The organism is Nesterenkonia sp. CL21 (genome assembly GCF_031705515.1).
GTDB lineage: Bacteria > Actinomycetota > Actinomycetes > Actinomycetales > Micrococcaceae > Nesterenkonia > Nesterenkonia aethiopica.
Map to the genome: position 1 here is coordinate 22,514 of NZ_JAUTWR010000001.1, position 18,188 is coordinate 40,701.

Genomic DNA, 18,188 nt, shown 5'->3' on the forward strand with positions numbered 1-18,188 from the left:
CCCGGGCGGCCGGGCCTCAGACGGCGACTGCGGCGGCGGGGCGAGTACCCTGAACGGGATGACCCGCCCCGCCGCCGACCCCGCTGACGACGTCGCCGAGGACCCCTCCGCCGCACTCACGCTGCTGCGCCGCGCCGGACTGCCCGCCACGGTCAGCGACGAGGGCCCGCTGCGCCACGTCCGCACCCTCGAGGCCCGCACCGCCCGCACCGCGCCCTGGCCCGAGTGGGTTCCGGAGCCGCTGGCGCAGGGCTACGCCGGCGTCGGCATCGGACAGCTCTACACGCATCAGGTCGACGCCGCCGAGGCCCTGCGGGCCGGACGGCACACGATCCTGGCCACCGGCACCGCCTCCGGCAAGTCCCTGGGCACCCAGCTGCCCGGTCTGGCCGCCGTGCTCGCCGAGGGCGGCACCGTCCTCTACCTCTCCCCCACCAAGGCCCTGGCCGCCGACCAGCTCGACGCGCTCACCGAGCTCGCCCGCCAGGTGGACCACGCCCTGGCCGACAGCGAGACGCACACCGCCGACGGCGGGATCCGCGCCGCCTCCTATGACGGCGACACCGACCCCGAGGAGCGCCGCTGGGTGCGCCAGCACGCCAACGTGGTGCTCACCAACCCGGACATGCTCAACGTGGGCATCCTGCCCAACCACCGGGCCTGGGCCCGCTTCCTGGCCCGCCTGCGACTGGTCATCATCGATGAGGCGCACAGCTGTCGCGGCATCTTCGGCTCCCACGTGGCCCTGCTGCTGCGCCGGCTGCGCCGCGTGGTGGCCCACTACCGCCGGGGCGCCGAGCCCGTCTTCGCCGCAGCGTCGGCGACCAGCGGCGATCCGGCGTCGTCGTTCTCCCGCCTCATCGGGTTTCCCGCCGAGGAGGTCACCGCTGTCACCGAGGACGGCTCGCCCCACGGAGCCGTGGACGTCTACCTGTGGGAGTCCACGCTCTCCGAACACACCGGCGACGGCGGTGCCCCGCTGAAACGCAGCCTCACCGTGGAGGCCGCCGACATCCTCACCGACCTCATGGTGGCCGGGCACCGGACGCTGGCGTTCATCAAGTCCCGGCGCGGCGCCGAGACCATCGCCCGGATCGCCGCCGACAACCTGGCCGAGATCGACACCGACCTGCTGGGACGCGTGGCCGCCTACCGATCCGGGTACCTGAAGGAGGAGCGGCGCACCCTGGAGGACGCGCTGCGCGACGGCCGGCTCCTCGGCGTCGCCTCCACCCCTGCATTGGAGCTGGGCATCGACATCTCCGGTCTGGACGCGGTGATCATCGCGGGCTGGCCCGGCACGCGAGCCTCCTTCTTCCAGCAGCTGGGACGCGCCGGGCGCTCCGGGCAGCGCGGGGCCGCATTCTTCATCGCCGGGGACGACCCGCTGGACTCCTACCTGTTGGAGCACCCGGAGGCGATCTTCTCCGCGAAGGTGGAGGACGCCGTCATCGACCCCTCCAACCCGCATGTGGCCGCCCCGCACCTGCTGGCCGCCGCGCAGGAGCTGCCGCTGACCCTGGACGACGTCGAGCTGTTCGAACCCGGCCGATGGCTGATCGACGCGCTCACCGAGCAGGGACATCTGCGACGCCGACCGCGCGGCTGGTTCTTCGCCCACGACGACGCCTCCGCCGCCGACTGGGTGCGCCTGCGCTCCGACGGCGGCGGGCCGTACACGATCGTCGACGCCGAGGACGGTTCGGTGATCGGTGACATGGGAGCCGCCCAGGCTCAGCCTCAGGCGCACCCCGGAGCCGTGTACGTGCACCAGGGCCGGACGTTCATCGTGGAGGACCTGGCCGCCGACGACGGCGTGGTGCTGGTCTCCCGGGCGAACCCGCCGTACTACACCCAGGCCCGAGAGACGACGTCGATCGAGGTGCTCGAGACCTCCGCCTCTCAGGCGTGGGACCGGTTCGGCCTGCACCTCGGACAGGTGGAGGTGACCTCCGCCGTCGTCGGATTCCAGCGCAAGGCGCTGGGCACCTCCGAGGTGCTCTCCGACGAGCCGCTGGACCTGCCGCCGTCGCGCCTGCAGACCCAGGCGGTATGGATCACCGCGCCCGAGACCGCGCTGGCGGCCGCCGGGGTGGTGCCCGAGCAGGTCCCCGGGGCACTGCACGCCGCCGAGCACGCGATGATCGGACTGCTGCCGCTCATCGCCTCCTCCGACCGCTGGGACATCGGCGGGGTCTCCACCGCGCTGCACGCCGACACCGAGCAGCCCACGATCTTCGTCTACGACGGGCATCCCGGCGGCGCCGGGTTCGCCGAGCGCGGGCATACGGCAGTGCGGGAGTGGATCGCCGCGACCGCGCAGACCATCCGCGGCTGCGGCTGCGAGACCGGGTGTCCTTCCTGCGTGCAGTCCCCCAAATGCGGGAACCGGAACGCGCCGCTGGAGAAGATCGCCGCGCTGCATCTGCTGGAAGCGCTGCTGGCAGCGGCGCCGTAGACGCGGCGCGGCCCGCGTGGGCTCCGGCAGACACGTCTGTCCCCGTCGTCATCGTCTTTCCCCACCGGGTTTCACGGGGACTGACGAAGACGACGGGGACAGACCGCGCGTCGGAGGGGGCTCAGATCACTCGCAGAGGTTGAGCTCCGAGTCGATCAGCGTGATGTTCTCCGCGGTGATGTTCTCTCCGCACGGGCTCTCGTTGATCGCCGTGTCCTCCAGAGTGAGGTTCGCGAACCGGATGTCCGAGGTGTTGGCGAACTCGCTGCGCGCCGAGATGCGCAGGTCGCCCGGCCCCGAGACGTAGCCCTCCTCACTGGCCACCGTGATGTTGTGGCAGTTCTCGAGCAGCATGGCGTTGGACCCGGTGTCCCGGATCTCCAGCGTCTCGATCTCCACGCCGCCGGACTCGGAGACGCAGAAGAACCCGCGACCGCCACCGTCGACGATCAGCTCCCCGACCCGGATGTTGGTGGGGTACTCGCCGTCGATCTGCCCGTTGCGGTTCGCCGTCCGGAAGGTGGCGTAGCCGGTGCCGGCCGCCGCGCCGTCGCCGACGATCCGCTCGATGTCGGCGTTGACCGTGTCATTGAGCAGCAGTCCGGCATGCCCGGTGTCCACCGCGGTGACGGTGCCGATGGTCAGCCCGTCCACCCCGTAGGTCTCCACCCCGTGGGTCTGCGTGCCGGAGACATAGACGTCGTCGATGGTGATGTTGCGAGCCTCGCGCACCGAGTCGTCGTCGCGGCTGTCGATCCGCATCCCGTGCCCGCCGGAGAGCCGCAGGTCCATCTGCCCGAAGTGCACGTCCGAGGAGGTGCGCAGGTACACACCGAAGTTCGGGCTGCCGGTGAGGGACAGGAACGGTACGGCAACGTCCTCGGCGTGACGGATCCGCACCACGCCGGTGTGGTCCTCATAGCTGAAGTTCGACTCGTTGCCGGCCACGTGGATGGTGCCGCACACCGAGAAGGAGGTGTGGCTCGGAAGGTCGACGGCGGCGTCGGCGGTCATGGTGCCGGAGCCGCGGACCACCACGGACTCCTGCTCCGTGCGGCCCTCGGTGAGGCTGTCGACGGCGGCCTGCATGGCCTCGACCATCGCATAGGTCTCCAGCACGGTCTCGCCGTCATTGGCCGCCCGCCAGGTGTCCCCGTGACGCGTGACGACGGCGTCGGCGCCGTCAGTGGTGCACTCCTCGAAGGGATTGCTGTTGTCCCCGCGGGCAGTAACCGGCGTCAGCAGCGGCTCGGGCCGCTCCGAGACACCGCCGGGGTTGACGGCGAGCACGGTGTAGTACCAGTTGTGTTCGGCCTCGCCCGGCGAGGTGTAGGTGGTGTCCGTGGTCTCCGCGATGCGTTCGAAGCCCCGGTCAGCGTTCAGCGAGCGGTAGACGTGGTACTCGTCCGCCGCATCGTCACCGGTCCAGGAGATGGTGGTCCGCGACGGGTTCGCCTTCTCCAGCGCGAGGTCCTGCGGCGCTGACGGGGCGGCGACCTCCGGATCCACGATGGAGACGGTCAGGACCTCGCTGTGCCCGGACTCCGCCCCGGCGGCGCTGGTCTGGGTGACCGCGTAGTCATAGGAGTAGCCCAGCTCCACGTCCTCATCGAGGAGACTGGTGCCCTCGGTGCTGCCCACCGCCTGGAAGTCCTGCTCCCCGTGGGCGGAGCGATAGAGCGTGTACTCGGCGGCGCCGATGGCCTCGTCCCAGGCCAGGGTGGCCGACGGCGGTTCGGTGCTCACCTCGGCGGCCTCCAGCCCGGTGGGCGGGGCCACCTGGGAGATCTCGACGCCGTTGAACCGCCCGTCCCCGAAGACCTCCAGCACCAGGGAGCCGTCGGTGACCTCCGTGTAGACGCTGTGCTCGGCGTACTCCCCGCTGCCGCGTGGGCTCAGGCTGCCCTGAAACTCCCCCTGGACCGTGAGCTGGGTGTTGTTGGAGGCGATCTCATCACCGGAGATGACCGTGACGTGATACTCGCCGTCGGGGAGATCCACCTGGAACTGCTCGCCTCCGGCCAGGACGAAGTCGCGGCGCATGGCATCCGGCGCGCCACGATCCCGGCAGGCGACCGGGGCGCTGAGCCCGAAGCCGGACTCGGCGTCGTAGAGCGTGGACTCGGTGACCTCGTGATGGCCTTCGGCGACCGGCCCGCCGGCGCAGCCGAAGTCGAAGGCCAGCACCTCGCCCGGCGGGATGCCGTCTGCTGGCTGGATCGCGGATGCGGGGCTGGTGGTCGCCGTGTTCGTGGCGGTGCTGGCCGCCGTGCTGGAGGCGACTCCCAGCGGCGCCAGCAGGGCCAGCGCGGCCGCCGTCGCCAGCGCGCTGCGGCGCCTGCCGCGGGTACTCGTCCTACCCAGAGGCCGGGGCCTCGGTGTCGATGCGCTCGACATGCTCAACTCCCTCAGTGAAGCGGTCGGGTGATTCACGTCACGTATTGAAACGTTGCAATGACCCTATGGAAGGCGCTCGCCAGGTACAACGCAGATGCGCAATGGGTATCACTGAGAGAGTCCGTGCACGTCAGAGTCATCGCTGAAGCGCACGAGTGAGGTGGAGCGGGCAGTGGGGCCGGCGCCGTCACGCCCCGTCCTGATCACAGATCCTCCTCACGATTCTCGGGGTTCTGCGATCAGAACGGGGCGACAGCACCAGACGACGGCGGAGCCCCCGACACAGCAGCACCCCTGCGGCACATGCCGCAGGGGCGCGCCTGGCCCATCAGCGGCGCATGACCTTCCGGGCCGCCCAGTTGCCGATGATCTGCAGCGACTGCACGAAGATGATGACCACGATGACGGCCAACCAGGTCACCTCCGGACGGAACCTGTTGTACCCCTCGACGATCGCGAAGTTGCCGATCCCGCCGCCGCCGATGATGCCGGCGAGGGCCGACATGTCGGTCAGGGCGATGATCACGAAGGTGTAGCCCAGGATCAGCGGTCCCAGTGCTTCGGGCAGCATGACCGTCATGATGATGCGTGTCCGCGAGGCTCCCATGGCGCGGGCCGCCTCGATGACACCCGGGTCGATGGAGACCAGGTTCTGCTCCACGATGCGCGCGATCGCGAACGTGGAGGCCCAGATCATCACGAAGATCACGGCATCATTACCGATACCCTTGCCCACCACGGAGATCGTGACCGGCTGGAGCGCCGCGATGAGGATCACGAACGGGATCGGGCGGATGAGGTTGACGACGAAGTTCGTCAGCAGCCACACCGGCCGGTTGGCGAGCAGGCCGCCGTCACGGGTGGTGTACAGCGTCACGCCGATGGCGAGGCCGATGAGACCGGCGAAGACGAAGCTCCACGCCACCATGTAGATGGTGTCCCCGATGGCCTCCAGCAGCGTCGGCCCGTAATAGGACCAGTCCAGGTCGCGGTACGTCTCGATCACGCCGCCACCTCCTGGACGGCGCCGGCCGCAGACAGCGCCCCGACGAACTGCTCCACTGCGTCGGACTCACCGGTCAGGGCCAACGTGAGCAGCCCGTAGGCGGCGTCCTTGGTGGTGTTCATTCCCCCGTGGACGATCTCGAAGCCCACCCCATGTTGACCGGCTTGGCCGAGCACACTCCCGACGGCCACCGAGTCCTTCAATGAGACGGTGACGAGCCGCCCCGAGGTGTGCTGCCGGATGCGCAGCACGTCCTCCGGCGACGGTCGGTCCTTCAATGCGGCCCCGACGAAGCTGGCCTCCTCCCCGTCACGTGGATTGGAGAAGATGTCATAGACGTGGCCGGATTCCACGATTCTGCCGCGATCCATGACGGCCACCCGGTCCGCAATGGCACGGATGACCTCCATCTCATGCGTGATCGCGACGATGGTGATCCCCAACTCCTCGTTCGCGCGACGCAGCAGAGCGAGGACCTCCGCCGTCGTGGACGGATCCAGGGCCGAGGTCGATTCGTCTGCCAGCAGGATGTCCGGTTTGGCGGCCAAGGCTCGGGCGATGCCGACGCGCTGCTTCTGGCCGCCGGAGAGTTCCTCCGGATGTTGGTCAGCCTTGTCGGCCAGGCCGACGAACTCCAGCAGCTCGGACACCCGAGCCTGCCGATCGGCCTTCTTCCATCGAGCCACCTTCAACGGGTAGCCGACGTTGCCGGCCACCGTGCGGGAATGGAAGAGGTTGAACTGCTGGAAGACCATGCCGATCCGGGACCGCACCTTGCTGAGCCGGCCTTCGGACAGTGCAGAGATCTCCTCTCCGAGGACGTGCACCGAACCGGATGTGGGCTTCTCCAGTCCGTTGATCATCCGGATGAGCGTGGACTTCCCCGCCCCAGAGAATCCGATGACGCCATACACCTCGCCACGGTCCACATGCAGAGAGACGTCGTCGACCGCCGTGACGGCCTTCTCCCCCTTCCCGAACCTCCGGGTGACGTGGCGAAACTCGATCAGCGGGTCGGCGCCCGCGGCGCCGCCGCTCATTCGTCCTCGTCCTCGTCGGTCTCTGCGTCCTCGGCGTCGGTCGCGTCACCGCGGAGGAAGTCCTCGTACTCCTGCAGACCAGCTTCGAGCTCCTCGATGCTCGGGTCGGCAGGCACCGAAGTGTCCTCGGAGATCTCGGCCGCCGAGTCCAGGACACGCTGGTCGTGATAGAGGGCAGCGATCTCCCGGAGGGCCTCGTTGTCTCGGTCTTCGTCCCGGACCACGAACCCGTTGATGTAGGGGAACGCCTCCGGGTCCTCCGGATCATCAGCGAACAGGGCGGTGTTGGGGTCGATGCCGGCGTCGTTGATGAAGCTGTTGTTGATCACCGAACCCTCCACCGACTGCAGGGCGTTGACGGTCTGCGCGGCGTCGACCGGGTGCACGGAGACGGTGGAGGCGTCCTCGTCGATGTCCGCGGGACGGGGCTCGGGCACGTCGTTCTCCAGGACGACGAGCCCGGCGGCCACCAGCACGTTGATGCCTCGAGCCTGGTTGATCTCGTCATTGGCGATGGCCACGGTGTCCCCGTCCTGGAAGTCCTCCACCGAGTCATACGTCTCGGAGTACAGGGACAGTGGGACGATCTCCGTGCCGCCGATCATGGTGAGATCGTCATCGTTGTTGACGTTGTAGTTGGCCAGGTAGGCGATGTGCTGGAACCAGTTGGCGTCGAGGTCTCCGTTGCTCAATGCCGTGTTGGGGACGTTGTAGTCGTCGAAGTTGACGATCTCCACGTCATAGCCGAGTTCCTCGGCGGCGATGTCGGCCAGGAGCTGGTTGGTCTCGTCCTGGGCGGTCACACCGATGCGGAAGGTCTCGTCGTCGGCTGCGTCGTCACCTCCGCCGAAGACGGTGCAGCCGGTGGCCGTCAGGGCGATGGTGAGGCCCAGCGCGGTCAGAGAGAAGGCGGTCCGACGGGGGCCGCGGACGGTGGAGCCGACAGGTGTGGTGAACGGGATCATGAGCGTGTGCTCCTTCGATGAGCCGGGGTGGAATCTTGCGTGGCTCCTCCAAGGAGCCGGGCCCGTCGGACCTGGCCGGGGCAGGGCGAGGTCTTGGCAGGCGAAGTCCGTGACGGATCGTCAGCGGGACGGAAGGCGCCGTCGTCGCGGCGAGCATCGAGCCCGGGAGAGTTCCTTTCATGCTGCTCTTGCCCCATCCGGTCTGCGACGGCCACTGTGAGGCCGCGGCGCTGAGAGGGGCCGCTTCGTGATCCGAGACCACCCGTGAACATGGGGTTGGCGAGCGACCGCTGGCGGATCATGGAGGGCGGGCGCCCTCCGGTCGCTGCTCGTGAAGCATCTCCACTGTAACCGACCGGCCCCGGAGTGAGTGGAGGTCTGCCGCAGAAGGTCACGGGCCCGGATCGGGCCGCCGGTCGAGCCCAGTGCAGGCCAGCCCCGTAGACGGCGGATGGACGCACGGAGGCCCCCGCACCGGCTGGTGCGGGGGCCTCCGAGATGCGACGTCGGCTCAGCTCAGCGCTGATCCACTCAACGCTGAACCGTTCAGCTCAGTGCGGCTCAGCCGATCAGAACGCCGGGGCGACCTCGCCGTCGGGCCAGGTCTCCTCGATGAACTCACGGACCTCGTCGGAGTGCAGCAGCTCGTCGAGCTTCAGCAGGTTCTCGTCCTCCTCGGTGCCCTCACGCACGGCCAGGAAGTTGGCGTAGGGGCTGCCCTCGGGGTCCTCCACCAGCAGGCTGTCCTGGGTCGGGGAGAGCCCGATCTCCAGGGCGTTGTTGCCATTGATCACGGAGGCGTCGACGTCGTCAAGGGTGCGCGCCAGGGAGGCGGCGTCGGCCTCGATGAACTCGAACTCAGACGGGTTGTCCGCGATGTCGTTGATGGTGGCCTCGGCCGGGTCCACACCGTCGGCGAGGCCGATCAGTCCGGCGTCGGCCAGCATGGCCAGCGCGCGACCCTGGTTGGAGGGGTCGTTGTTCACGCCGATCTGGCCGCCCTCAGGCAGGTCCTCGATGCTGTCGTGACGCTCGGAGAACAGCGCGAAGGGCTCCACGTGTACGCCGTCGTAGTGTGCCAGCTCATAGCCCTGGCCCTCCACCTCAGACTCCAGCCACGGCTGGTGCTGGAAGTAGTTCGCGTCCAGCTCCCCGGCGACCAGCGCCGGGTTGGGCTCGGTGTAGTCCTGGTACTCGACGACCTCGAGGTCCAGACCGGCGTCGGCGGCCAGCTCCTCGTCGATGAAGCGCAGGATGTCGCCCTGCGGGACGGGGGTCGCCCCCACGGTGAGGGTGATGGTGCCGTCCTCGTTCTCGGTGCCGACGGCGACCTCGTCGTCGGCGAAGAGGCCGCAGCCGGTCAGGGCCAGTGCGGAGACGCCGACGACGGCCGACAGCCGCACCGCGCGGGAGGTGTGCATAGATGCCATGTGTGTGCCTTTCTGTGTGCGAGCAGTGATGACGAAGCTGGTCAGCGGTGGTCGATCCCGCGGGCGACACGGTCGCCGACCCATTGGACGACGGCGACGATGATCACCAGCAGGATCACGCAGGCGAGCATCGTGTCGCCCTGGTACCGCTGATAGCCGTAGTTGTAGGCCAGCGCCCCGAGTCCGCCGCCGCCGATCGCGCCGGCCATGGCCGTGTAGCTGATCAGCGCCACCACGGTGACGGTGAAGCCGCCCACAATGCCCGGCAGGCCCTCACGGACCTGCACCTGGCGCATGATGTGCCCTGAGGAGGCGCCCATCATCTTCACGGCCTCCACCTTCCCGGAGGAGACTTCGCGCAGCGCGTTCTCCACCAGGCGCGCAAAGAACGGGATCGCCCCGATGGACAGCGGCACGACGGCAGCCTGCCAGCCCAGCGCGGTGCCCACCATGAACCGGGTGAAGGGGATGAGCGAGATCATCAGCACGATGAACGGGATGGACCGGCCGAGGTCCACGACCAGGGAGACCACTCGGTAGACAGGGGCGTTCGGGGAGAGCCCCTTGGGGCCCAGGTTGTGCAGCAGGATGCCCAGCGGCAGACCGAAGATCGCCACGATGACGGCCGTGGCCGCCGTCATGAAGATCGTCTCCAGGACGGCGTCCGGCAGTTGGTTGTGGAAGACGGGGTTGTCCAGGAAACGCCCCGAGGCCAGCGGGGTCGCGGCGGCGAGACCGGATGCGGTGATGCTCACTGGTTCTCCTCCTGCTGCTCGGCGCGGGCGTCGTCCTCTTCATGCGCAGCCCGCTCAGCCTCCACCTCGGCGCCGGTGGTCAGCTCGGCGTGGATGCCGTGGTCACGCAGCACCGCCGCGATCTGCTCGGCCTCGGCGCGGGTGGTCGGCTTGATGTGCAGACGGCCGACCTGACGGCCCTGGATGGTCTCGATGGTGCCGGCTTCGACACGGGCGTCGAGCCCATGGGAGGACAGCAGGGAGAACAGCTGGCCGACGTCGGCCAACTGGCTGCTCTCGGCCATCAGCGCCTCCACCAGGGTGTCGCCGGGCCGCAGCGCCGCCGTCGGAGGAAGAGAGATGAGCTCCTTCGACAGCGGGGAGCCGGTGTCCTGGATGACGTCCAGCAGGGCGCCGGAGCGCTCGATGCGACCCTCGGAGAGCAGGGAGACGGAGTCGCAGATCTCGCGGACCACGGACATCTCATGGGTGATGATGATGACGGTGATGCCCAGCCGGTCCCGCAGCCGGCGGATCAGCTCCAGGATCTGCCGGGTGGTGCCGGAGTCCAGGGCGGAGGTGGGCTCGTCGCACAGCAGCACCCGCGGCTCGGCCGCCAGCGCGCGGGCGATGCCGACGCGCTGGCGCTGCCCGCCGGAGAGCTGGGAGGGGTGGTTGCGACGACGGTCGGTCAGGCCGACCAGCTCCAGCAGCTCCTCGACGCGGCGCTTCCGCTCCTTGGCCGGCACCCCGGCGATCTCCAACGGGTGGGAGATGTTCTTCTCCGCGGTGCGGGAGTCGAGCAGGTTGTGATGCTGGAAGACCATGCCGATGCTGCGGCGCGCCTTCATAAGAGCGCCGCCGCGGGCCTGGCCGAGATCCACGCCGTCTACGCTGATGCTGCCCGAGGTCGCCGGGTCAAGCCCGGTCAGACAGCGGATGAGGGTGGACTTGCCGGCGCCGGAGCGGCCGACGATGCCGTGGATCTCCCCGTCGGGGATGGTGAGGTTCACCGAGTCGAGCGCGGTCACCCCGCCGGGGTAGACCTTGCTGACGTCTGTCAGTTCGATCATGCGGACTCCATGGATTCTGGGTGTGGGCAGGCGCCCTTGTGAGGCGTGGCTCCTGCACGGCGGCCCGGCGCGGGGCCGGGCACAGGTCTGGGCATGGGAGCGTCGCGGGGCGCAGGTCGTGGGCCCTCGGCGGCGCGGGGTGAGATGGAGTGTCAGTGGGGCAGGGCACCTGGCTGTGCCGGCCTCATCGATCCTTTCGTCGCTGCTCTTGCCCGTTCCATCCAGTGCTGGGGACCAGCGAGAACGGGCCGCTTCTGTCGATCCTGACCACCCGTGAACATGGGGTTGGTGAGTGACCTTCGGTGGATCGGTCGGGGCGCGGGCCCCGGGTCACTGCTCGTGAAGCATCCTTCAGCCTAGCGGAGGCTGAAGGATTCCGTCATGTGGGCGGGTGCGCCGTCGTCGCGCGGCGTCACAGATGGCGTGTGGGTCACAGCCCCCAGCCGGGCTCTGGCTCGCACCGTCGGCGGGGTCCGGAGCTCCTCCACAGCTGCACGACGAGACGTGGGACACGCGGGGCTGTCCACAGGGCACGGGCTCGCCCTTCTGCCCCCGTCCCCCGGGGACCAGGATCGAAGGACCGCCCGGCCCCGGGCGGAGCCATCGAACCGCAGGATCTGGAAGGACTGATCACCATGGCGTCACTCACGATGCTCCCCTCACAGGACCGCCCGCCGGCGGGCCGCCGAGACTCCGGCATGGAGGAGCTTCTCCGAGAGCTCCATCAGGAGGAGGACGGTCTCGCCACTGCCGAATACGGCATCGTCATGCTGGCCGCCGTCGGCTTCGCCGGGCTGCTGGTGGCGGTGCTGTCCTCCGGTGAGGTTCGGGAGATGCTCGCCGGCATCGTCCAGCGGGCCCTCACCCTCTGATCAGGCAGCCAGAGGTGCAGCCGATGAGAGTGGAGGACGACGTGGGCCGGCCCAGGAGCCGACCCAGGGGCCGAGCCCCGGGGATCCACGACGACGGCGGTGCGGTGAGCGGGGAGTTCGCGGCCGCGCTCCCAGCCGCCGTCCTGATCCTCACGCTGCTCCTCGGGCTGGGCATGCACGCGGCCGCGCAGGTGACCCTCGAAGAGGGCGCCCGCGCGGCCGCTCGGGAACTGGCCCGGGGTGAGACCGAAGCCTCGGCGCGGGAGGCCGTCCAGCGGGTGGCGGGCGAGTCCGTGCAGGTCAGCATCTCCCGCGACGGCGAGCATGCCCGGGTGAGGCTCGTCCGCCCGGTGCGGCTCCTCGGACTCGTGGAGCTCTCCGCTGAGCAGACCGCTGACGCCTCGGCCCGCGTGGAGCAGCCCTCCCTGGGCGGCGCGCCTCCGGGTGGGCCGCCATGATCGCCCACCAGGAGGAGCGTGGCTCCGGGACGGTGCTGACCCTGGCGGCGATCGCTGCCCTGATGATGCTCATCGGGGTGGTCCATGTGGTCGGCTCTGCGGCTGTGGCGGCCGCCCAGGCCGCCCGCGGGGCGGATCTCGCGGCGCTCGCGGCGGCTGACGCCGCCCGAGGCCTCACCGCCGGCGACCCGTGCACCGTGGCTGACGACGTCGCCACCCGGAATGGCGTGATGCTGCGGCACTGCGTGATCACCGGAGACCACGGCACCGAGGCCGTGGTGGAGGTGGTGGTCCCGGTCCTGCCGACGCTGCTCGGGCCGGGCGCGGAGCCCCCGGGCTCTGCGGGCCGCGGGTGGGAGGCTGTCGGCAGCGCACGAGCCGGGCCACCGGCGGATGCCTGGGGCTGAGGTGATGCGTCCACGGAATGCAGCGGCTGGAACCCGGGGCGGACCTAGACTGGGGCTCATGAAGATCGAGGTCCTGGGCCCCATCCGGCTGCGGACCTCCACAGGTCAGGCGGTGGAGGTCCGCGAGCGCAAGGTCCGCGCCGTCCTGGCCGCTCTCGCCGTGGACCTGAGTGACGCCGTGCCTGCTGACACCCTGATCGATCGCGTCTGGGGCGGGGACCTCCCGGCCCACCCGACCCGTGTGCTGCAGGCCAAGCTGTCTCAGCTGCGGTCGGCTCTGGACGAGACCGAGCCCGGGGGCCGAGCCCTGCTGAGCAGCGGGCCGGGCGGCCATCGGCTCTCCACCAGCGCCCCGGCACCCGCAGCGGGAGGCTCCGGAGGTGCTCAGGAGCCCGAGAGGGAACTTGAGGTGGAGGTCGATGCCGAGGAGTTCCGGCAGCTGATCGTCCGCGCCCGCGGATCGGAGGCCCTCGCCGAGCGGACCGAGCTGCTGCGTGCGGCCCTGCAGCTGTGGCGCGGTGAGCCCTATGCGGAGCTCCGGGACGCCACCTGGCTCGCCCCGGAGATCGGACAGCTGCACGAGCTGCGGCTGGAGGCCGCCGAATCGCTGGCAGAGGCGCTGCTCGAGGCCGGTCAGGCACAGGAGTCCGTCACCGTGCTGGAGCCCCTGGCCGCGCACCATCCCCTGCGCGCCCGCCTGACCCGTGCCCTGATGCTGGCCCTGCATCGGGCGCATCGCCACCCGGACGCGCTGGGCGTCTACGAACGGCATCGACGTCACCTGGCCGAGGAGCTCGGAGCGGACCCGGATCCGGAGACCTCCCACCTGCACGTGCGCATCCTTCAGCAGGACCCCCGGCTGCAGGACCGTCCGCAGGATCGTGACTCTGCGCTGCCCCGACCCCACGCTGCGGCGCACCGCCCGGCGGCCGCGCCGACGCCACGGCTGCCGGTGTTCGCCTCGTCCTTCCTGGGCCGCACGCCCGAGCTCCGCGAGGTGGAGCTGCGACTCACCCGCGGTCCGCTGGTGACCGTCCTGGGGATCGGCGGCGTGGGGAAGACCCGCCTGGCGGTGCGTGCCGCCGAGCTGCTGACGGAGAAGTCGGGGGACGCGGCGTGGTTCGTCGACCTCAGCTCGCTCGACGCCTGCCCGCCCCCTGACACGGGTCCTGCTCGGGTCGCTCGGCTGGTTGCCGAGAGCATCGGGCTCACCCAGCTGCGCGAGGAGAGCCGGGACCTCCTCGACCGGCTGACGGCGGCCCTGCAGGCCACCGGAGGCCTGCTGCTGCTCGACAACTGCGAACACGTCGCCGATGAGGCCGCCCGCTTCGCCCACGCCGTGCTCTCCGCAGGGAACGCGCTGACGATCCTGGCCACCAGTCGAGAGCCGCTCGGGCTTCCCGGTGAGCAGCGCCTGGCGCTGACCCCGCTGTCAGCACAGGCACCCGACGACGACGCGGTCACGTTCTTCCTCGACCGGGCCCGGGCCGTCACCCCTGACCTTCCGGAGGACCCGCACACACTGGCTGTCGTCGCCGAGCTGTGCCGACGCCTCGACGGTCTGCCCCTGGCCCTCGAGCTCGCCGCGGCCCAGACCGCCGCCCTGGACCCGACGAGGCTGCTGGACCGTCTCACCGACAGGCTGGACCTGCTGAGCCGCCCCGAACGCGGGGCACCACGGCGCCAGCAGACTCTCCGCGGCATGCTGGACTGGAGCTGGTCCCTGCTGGACGAGCCGGAGCGGGTCCTGCTGCGCAGGCTGGCGGTCCATCCGGTCAGCTGGACGGTGGAGACCGTCGAGTCGGTCTGCGCGGACAGCCAGGACGGACCCCTGCGATGCGCGGCCGTCGTCCCCGCACTGGTGAGCCTGGTGGACCGCAGCCTGGTGGTGGCGGAACCGACCGAACACGGCACGCGCTACCGGCTGCTGGAGTCGGTGGGAGCTTACGCGGCGGAGCAGCTGCGCCTGGCCGGCGAGCGCGAGCACATCGCCCGCCTCCATCGGGAGCACTGGCGCACCGAGATCTCCTGCGCGCAGGACTATCTGTTCTCCGCCCACGCCCGCGACTGGGTCCGCCGGATACGCGCCGAACGGGCCCATCTGCGCCACGCCTTCGCGGAGGCCGTGGCCGTCCAGGACGGAGCCGCCGCCGTCGACCTCATCCTCGCCTGGTTCTGGCACCGATGGATCACCGGGGAGACCGCAGGCCTGCTCGACGAGCTGCGGCAGGCGGCGGCCTGCCCAGGACCTCACGACGGGGCCCACGCCCAGGTGCAGGTCCTCATCGCGGTGCTGTCCGGCAGCCCCGGCGAGAGCACCGCGGACATCCTCGAGGCCCTGGACCGTCTCCGTGACCGCACCGAGAGCTCTCCGGGGGGCCCGAGCCACAGAGCGCAGCGATCCCGGCTGCAGGTCCAATGGTTCGCGGCCACCCCGCTGCTGGTCGTGCCCGAGTCCCGTGCCCAGGGGCGGCAGGTGGCGGGAGAGGCGGTGGAGGGGCTCGTCGCGCTCGGCGACCTGCCCGCGGCCGCCTTCGCCTCCACCCAGCGGGACTGGTTCCTCCTCGACGCCGGCGAACCGGCCGTCGGCATGCCGGACGGGCATGATGCCGAGCAGATCCTGCGGGAGCACGGGGACGACTACGGGCTCACGCAGGTCCTCGGGATGCGTCACATCCAGGCGGAGCGCGACGGGGATCGGGAGGTCAGCGCGGCCGCAGCCCGAGAAGCCACGGACCTGTCGCGCCGGCTGGGCGCCCGCGGCGAGGAGTGCTTCTGGGAGGCCATCCAAGGACTCCACGCCCTCGACGCCGGCGACCACACCGGAGCGCACGGCCACCTGGACCGCTCCCTGGCGCTGGGGCGCACCATCGGGTCCGACATCGAGGCCGGGTTCGCCACACTCGGGCTGGCTGAGCTCGCGGCCCGCGAAGGTGACCAGGCTCGCGCGGCGGCGCTGCGGGACAGCGCGGTCTCACCCACCGCGGAACGGTGGCTCCGGCGCATCCTCAGCGAGCCGTCCGTCCTGAGCGGGTCGTGAGGCCTCCGCCCCGGCGCCCAGACCGTCGTCCACTCTCCTGTCGACGTGGTCGCCACGCATCAGTCGCCCCCAGAGCAGCACACCTGCCGCACCGAGCAGGAGGACCGCTCCGAAGACCACATACCCCGCCTGGGTCGCCACGGTCAGGCCGACGTCCGCCGCCTGGGTGAGCGCCTCAGCCTCTGCCGCGGGCAACGTGGCGGCCACAGCGGGACCCGCACCGAAGGTCTCCGCCGCGGCGTCGACCGCGGAGGGCTCCACGTCCGAGGAGACCTCCTGACGGAGCACTCCGCGATGCACCCACAGCGCGCCGGAGCCCAACACCGCGATCGAGCTCGCCCCGCCGAGGCTCGCGGAGATCTCCTGCACCGCCGTGGCCGGACCTGTCTTCTCCAGGGGTGCGGCCCCGATGATCCGCTGGGAGAGCAGCGTCATCAGCGGGGAGACCAGCAGCGCGATGACTGTCAGCAGGACCGCCGCCTCCGGTGCGGAGGCCGCCGGCAGACGGACGGCCAGCACCACACCGACCAGGCCGGCCACGAGCAGGAGGACCACAGCGAGCCCGGGCCCGCGGCGGGCCACCAGCGGAGTCGCCGCCGTGCCGACCGTGCCGGCCACGGCGGGCCCCAGCAGCACCAGCCCCGCGTCCCACGGGCGGAGCCCACGGACCACCTGCAGATGCTGAGCCATGAGCATGTCGACGAACCCGGCCCCCAGGCAGAGCAGGAACAGCACCAGGATCAGCGTGCGGAACGTCCGGCTGCGGAACAGGGCCAGGTCCAGCAGCGGATGGGCGGCCCGCCGTTGCCGTCGGATGAACAGCGCCAACAGCACCAGGCCGGCTGCGGCCGAGAGCATCGGCGCCGGTGCCGGGCCGGCGTCGGCCATCTCCTGCATCCCGTACACCAGCGCCAGCACGGCGGCCACGGAGAGGGCCACGCTGGCGACGTCGAGGCGCACCGTCGGGTCAGCATGGTTCCGGGGCAGCAAGAACGGCCCAGAGAGCACGAGCACTCCCGCGATGGGCACATTGATCAGAAAGACCGCACCCCACCAGAAGTGCTCCAGGATGAACCCTCCGACCGCGGGGCCTGCGGCCATGCCGCCGGCGAATGCGGCCATGAACAGGGCGAAGGCCACCCCGTACTGCCGCTCGTCCCGGAACGTGGTGCGGATGAGCACCAGGCCCGCCGGGGTGAAGGCCGCCGCCGCGATCCCGAGCGCCGCCCGGGCGCCGATCAGCGTCTCTGCCTCTCCGGCGAAGGCCGCCACCAGGGAGGCGAGTCCGTAGGCCGCCACAGCCCCCAGCAGCAGCCGCCGGGGGCCCACACGCTGGGTGAGCAGGCCGAAGGTGATCATCGTGGCCGCCGTCAGGAACTCGCCGATGTGCAGGATCCACAGGGACTGGGACCCCGCCGGGGCGAGATCGGCGGTGATCGCAGGCATCGCCAAGTACAGGGCGGTCACATCGGTGGCGAGCATGAACAGGGGGATGACCATGACGATGAGCCCCACCCATTGGCGGGCCGTGGCCCTGACCGGTGCCTCGCCGCCGTCGCGAGCCGCTGTCGTCTCCGCGGTGCTCATTCTGCGATCCCCTCCGGGTAGGGCCGCCGCTGGCGCGACTCCGCCAAGGAGAGCGCCCACCAGCCCAGCTGGTCCAGCATCCGATGCGCCCAGCGGCCCATCCGTTCAGCGTCGACGGCGCGGCCGTCATGGTCGAAGCGCTCCCAGAAGTCCTGCAGCACCACGGCATCGCGCAGCGGCACCGCATGGAACTCCACGAACACGCCGCGCAGGTGTTCGATGGGCGGGAACGCCCCGAAATGACCTCCATAGGCGACGAAACCGACGGGCTTGAGGCTCCATTCGCTGTAGAACCAGTCGATGGCGGCCTTCAGGGCCGGCGGATAGCTGCGGTTGTAGGTCGGGGTGACCACCACGAAGGCGTCAGCGCGGGCCAGTCGTTCGCCCAGCCGCCTGACGTCCTCGGGAGCCGCGGCGTCGGGATCGTTGCCGCCCAGCTGGGCGGGCAGATCGAACTCGGCCAGGTCGATGAGGTCGACGTCGAACTGGCCGTGGGTCCCTGCTTCGGCCGCGAACCACCCGGCCGGCGTGGGGGCGAACCTGTCCGGCCGGGTGCTGCCGATGATCACCGCCAGCCGCGGCAGCCCGGGGGCGTCCTGGTCCGTGATGCGGCTGGTGGTCGCGGTGCTCTGGTCGGTGACGGTCATGATCTCCTCCTGATCGGTGGTGTGCCTGTGCCACCGATCCTGGAGCGCCCCCGCTCCGACTCTGCTCCGGTTCT

The 18,188-nt window shown here is 70.5% G+C and carries 14 protein-coding genes; 5 read left to right on the top strand and 9 right to left on the bottom strand.

Annotated features, from left to right (window positions below; genetic code table 11):
- The first annotated feature begins 58 nt into the window (after positions 1 to 58).
- Entirely contained in the window at positions 59 to 2,458 is a 2,400-nt protein-coding gene (locus Q7C18_RS00105; protein ID WP_311023440.1) for a Zn-binding domain-containing protein, read from the top strand.
- Positions 2,459 to 2,584: 126 nt separating this feature from the next.
- On the opposite strand, the gene Q7C18_RS00110 is transcribed toward Q7C18_RS00105, so the two are convergent.
- The 7 genes from Q7C18_RS00110 to Q7C18_RS00140 form a co-directional block, all read right to left on the bottom strand.
- Positions 2,585 to 4,855 carry a hypothetical protein gene (locus Q7C18_RS00110; RefSeq protein ID WP_311023441.1) on the bottom strand — a complete coding sequence of 757 codons (2,271 nt, stop codon included), beginning with the start codon at positions 4,853 to 4,855 and terminating at the stop codon, positions 2,585 to 2,587.
- A gap of 328 nt (positions 4,856 to 5,183) precedes the next feature.
- Positions 5,184 to 5,783, bottom strand: a complete 600-nt coding sequence (locus Q7C18_RS00115; RefSeq protein ID WP_083277214.1) for a methionine ABC transporter permease — start codon at positions 5,781 to 5,783, stop codon at positions 5,184 to 5,186.
- 74 nt (positions 5,784 to 5,857) lie between these two features.
- Entirely contained in the window at positions 5,858 to 6,901 is a 1,044-nt protein-coding gene (locus Q7C18_RS00120; RefSeq protein ID WP_070158487.1) for a methionine ABC transporter ATP-binding protein, read from the bottom strand.
- Entirely contained in the window at positions 6,898 to 7,866 is a 969-nt protein-coding gene (locus Q7C18_RS00125; protein ID WP_311023445.1) for a MetQ/NlpA family ABC transporter substrate-binding protein, read from the bottom strand. Before Q7C18_RS00125 ends, Q7C18_RS00120 begins: the two co-directional genes overlap by 4 nt.
- Positions 7,867 to 8,435: 569 nt before the next feature.
- Positions 8,436 to 9,287 (bottom strand): MetQ/NlpA family ABC transporter substrate-binding protein, encoded by an 852-nt coding sequence (locus Q7C18_RS00130; RefSeq protein WP_311024414.1) that lies wholly within the window; start codon positions 9,285 to 9,287, stop codon positions 8,436 to 8,438.
- A 50-nt stretch (positions 9,288 to 9,337) separates the two neighbouring features.
- Positions 9,338 to 10,045, bottom strand: coding sequence for a methionine ABC transporter permease (locus Q7C18_RS00135; protein WP_396954330.1), 708 nt, complete (start codon positions 10,043 to 10,045; stop codon positions 9,338 to 9,340).
- 2 nt (positions 10,046 to 10,047) lie between these two features.
- The gene (locus Q7C18_RS00140) at positions 10,048 to 11,103 is read right to left on the bottom strand and encodes a methionine ABC transporter ATP-binding protein (RefSeq protein ID WP_311023448.1); all 1,056 of its coding nucleotides are present in this window, start codon (positions 11,101 to 11,103) and stop codon (positions 10,048 to 10,050) included.
- A 635-nt stretch (positions 11,104 to 11,738) separates the two neighbouring features.
- Between Q7C18_RS00140 and Q7C18_RS00145 the strand changes: the two genes are divergently transcribed.
- The 4 genes from Q7C18_RS00145 to Q7C18_RS00160 are packed head-to-tail and all read left to right on the top strand — an operon-like array spanning position 11,739 to position 15,880.
- Positions 11,739 to 11,975, top strand: a complete 237-nt coding sequence (locus Q7C18_RS00145; RefSeq protein ID WP_083277212.1) for a DUF4244 domain-containing protein — start codon at positions 11,739 to 11,741, stop codon at positions 11,973 to 11,975.
- A 23-nt stretch (positions 11,976 to 11,998) separates the two neighbouring features.
- A complete protein-coding gene (locus Q7C18_RS00150; RefSeq protein ID WP_311023449.1) occupies positions 11,999 to 12,433 on the top strand; it encodes a TadE family type IV pilus minor pilin in 435 nt (144 codons plus the stop codon).
- A complete protein-coding gene (locus tag Q7C18_RS00155; RefSeq protein ID WP_311023452.1) occupies positions 12,430 to 12,840 on the top strand; it encodes an Rv3654c family TadE-like protein in 411 nt (136 codons plus the stop codon). Before Q7C18_RS00150 ends, Q7C18_RS00155 begins: the two co-directional genes overlap by 4 nt.
- A 58-nt stretch (positions 12,841 to 12,898) precedes the next feature.
- Positions 12,899 to 15,880: a BTAD domain-containing putative transcriptional regulator gene (locus Q7C18_RS00160; protein ID WP_311023453.1), complete on the top strand. Its 2,982-nt coding sequence runs from the start codon at positions 12,899 to 12,901 to the stop codon at positions 15,878 to 15,880.
- On the opposite strand, the gene Q7C18_RS00165 is transcribed toward Q7C18_RS00160, so the two are convergent.
- Positions 15,815 to 17,467: an MFS transporter gene (locus tag Q7C18_RS00165; protein WP_311023454.1), complete on the bottom strand. Its 1,653-nt coding sequence runs from the start codon at positions 17,465 to 17,467 to the stop codon at positions 15,815 to 15,817. The genes Q7C18_RS00160 and Q7C18_RS00165 overlap by 66 nt on opposite strands.
- Positions 17,464 to 18,114 (bottom strand): NAD(P)H-dependent oxidoreductase, encoded by a 651-nt coding sequence (locus Q7C18_RS00170; protein WP_311023456.1) that lies wholly within the window; start codon positions 18,112 to 18,114, stop codon positions 17,464 to 17,466. Before Q7C18_RS00170 ends, Q7C18_RS00165 begins: the two co-directional genes overlap by 4 nt.
- Positions 18,115 to 18,188 lie beyond the last annotated feature (74 nt).